Raw genomic sequence first — 2,580 nt, forward strand, 5'->3', positions numbered from 1 at the left:
TGCATACATTTCAGGAATTAGCGAAAGATGCGAAAGCAGTCTATCATGTGAAGAGAGTTGTTCTGGTCAATACAGAGATTGTGGATGAATATCTTGAAAATTTCAGAGACGAATTATAAAAAAATAAAATGTAATACATGAGGAGCAAAACACGTTGACTTGTTGTCGGACATAAAGTATAATAGTGTTGTAAGAAAGGAGGAAATAGTATGGCAAAGATGGGAAGACCAAAGAGTGATGATCCCATGAATTATCGTTTCACCATCCGTTTCTCCAATGCTGAGCAGAAGCAATTGGAAGCTTATGCTGAAAAGTACGATCTTACAAAAGGGCAGGTGCTTAAGAAAGGATTGGAACTATTATACCGACAGGATAAGCACAGCTAAGATGCTCCTCACGATTAGTGAGGTGAGAGGATGGCAAAATCAAGAAAAGACAGCCGGGGGTATGTGTTGCGAACCGGTGAGAGTCAGAGAAAAGACGGTCGCTATTCTTATTCTTATACAGATTTAGATAAAAATAGACGAACTGTTTACGCAAAAACATTGGTTGAACTCAGAGCAAAAGAAAGAAAAATCATCCGCGACAAAGAAGATGGACTGAATCCGCAGCTGGCTGACAGGATGACGCTGAATGAACTGTATGATCGGTTTATCGAACAGAAATATGATTTGAAACCATCAACAAAAGTGAATTATCTCTATATGTATAATCACTTTGTCAGACCAACATTTGGAAAAAGACTGATTGGTAAGATCAAATATTCTGATGTGAAAAAATTCTATTATCGTATTATCCTGGATGAAGAAATGAAAGCAAATACGCTGGATAGTATACATACACAGTTGCATCCGGCATTCCAGATGGCTGTAAGGGATGGACTGCTCAGACAAAATCCGACAGACGGATTAATGGCAGAAATCAAAAAGAGCCATATCTGGGAAGATAATCCGAGACATGCGCTTACGATTCCACAGCAGAAAGCTTTTATGGATTACTTAAAAGCCCATCGGGAATATCAAGGATGGATACCTATTATAACGGTCCTTCTTGGAACAGGAATGCGAATTGGTGAATGCATCGGTCTTCGATGGGATGACCTGGATTTTGAAAAGCGCATTATCAGTGTGAATCATACTTTTATTTACAGACCTGATGAAAACAGAAAATCGGTCAAGCATATTTCTACACCAAAGACGATTTCGGGACGGAGAACCATTCCGATGATCGATGAAGTGTTCAATGCTTTTCTGGATGAGTATGAGATCCAAAAGTGCATTGGCTTTTCCTCAGAAGAGATTGATGGATATTCAAATTTCGTTTTTGTAACAGCAACCGGAACGGTATATTTACCAAATGCAGTTAATCGAGCGATTGAAAGGGCAAGAGTTGCATATAACAAAGATGAAATAGAAATAGCAGAGAAAGAGGATAGAGAACCACTCATTATTCCTCATTTTTCAGCTCATCATTTGAGGCACACATTCTGCACAAGACTGTGTGAGAATGAGTCGAATTTGAAGGTGATCCAAAGTATCATGGGTCACTCAGATATTACAACAACCATGGATATTTATGCGGAAGCGACACAGGAGAAAAAGCAGGAAATTGTTGCAAATCTCCAGGGAAAGATTATAATATAAGTAGAGAATTGTCTTGTTACTTGAAGAGACAATCTATATATCAAAACAATTTGTACAACACGAATGACACAGTGGACTTGGGGCTCTATGGACTTCAGTGGAAGGCAAAAAAAATCAGTTTTTGGATGTGCACGGTGCCTGACGGAGCTCAGTGGACAAGGGTGGAAGGAATCGTTCAATTAATCCCGACGATGAAGAGCCTTGACTCCGACAAGAATGCATCCAAAGCAGGCGATACTGCAGAGGTAGCAGCGGACGACAGCAACGGATTCTTCACACCAAACGAGAAGATCAACTTCTCCAATGTAAAGGTTGAGCCACTGTTTGAAGAAGATGTTGATTTCGACACATTCAGCAAATCTGACTTCCGTGCAGTGAAGGTTAAAGAGTGTGTTGCAGTTCCGAAGAGCAAAAAGCTCCTTCAGTTCACACTGGACGACGGAACCGGCACAGACCGTACGATCCTTTCAGGAATCCATGCATACTATGAACCGGAAGAACTGGTAGGCAAGACCCTGATCGCGATCACAAATCTGCCGCCACGTAAAATGATGGGAATCGAATCCTGCGGTATGCTGCTCTCAGCAGTAAACAACCTTAAGGATTCAGAGGATGAAGAACTTCATCTGATCATGGTTGATAACCATATCCCGGCTGGTGCGAAGCTGTACTAAGATAAAAGAATATATAGCTGACAGATATTATGAGGAAGCTGAAGGCAATCTGGCTGCAGTGGAAGGGAATGGTTGATATGTACAAGATAATGCAGACATTGTTAATGGAGGAAATGAAAGATTATGTTGCTCATCCGGAAACCTAGAAATCACCCCTATCCCACATGTATCATTTTTTACAATACGAATCCCCAACTAAATGATAAAGTCTAATCAGTAAATGAACTGAGACAGACAAAGGCGTCAACGATAAGATCGTTGAC

General features: G+C 40.6%; 3 protein-coding genes and 1 pseudogene. All 4 read left to right on the forward strand.

The genetic code is table 11. The annotated features are described in order from the left end of the window. On the forward strand, window positions 1–119 hold a 119-nt coding region (locus QZL69_RS10125; protein ID WP_291519286.1), incomplete at its 5' end, for a DUF6462 family protein. Window positions 120–209: 90 nt separating this feature from the next. Further along, the gene (locus QZL69_RS10130) at window positions 210–386 is read left to right on the forward strand and encodes a hypothetical protein (RefSeq protein WP_004843915.1); all 177 of its coding nucleotides are present in this window, start codon (window positions 210–212) and stop codon (window positions 384–386) included. A 30-nt stretch (window positions 387–416) separates the two neighbouring features. Beyond that, a complete protein-coding gene (locus QZL69_RS10135; protein ID WP_022215092.1) occupies window positions 417–1,643 on the forward strand; it encodes a tyrosine-type recombinase/integrase in 1,227 nt (408 codons plus the stop codon). 173 nt (window positions 1,644–1,816) lie between these two features. Further along, window positions 1,817–2,317: pseudogene (locus QZL69_RS10140) on the forward strand (hypothetical protein); the annotation flags it as partial. Between the last annotated feature and the right edge of the window lie 263 nt (window positions 2,318–2,580).

The sequence above is a fragment of the Blautia sp. CAG:237 genome, assembly GCF_000436615.1.
Classification (GTDB): Bacteria; Bacillota; Clostridia; order Lachnospirales; family Lachnospiraceae; genus Blautia_A; species Blautia_A intestinihominis.

Coding starts and splice junctions, on each gene's coding strand:
- QZL69_RS10135 (WP_022215092.1), top strand. CDS start 417: ATGGCAAAATCAAGAAAAGACAGCCGGGGGTATGTGTTGCGAACCGGT.
- QZL69_RS10130 (WP_004843915.1), top strand. CDS start 210: ATGGCAAAGATGGGAAGACCAAAGAGTGATGATCCCATGAATTATCGT.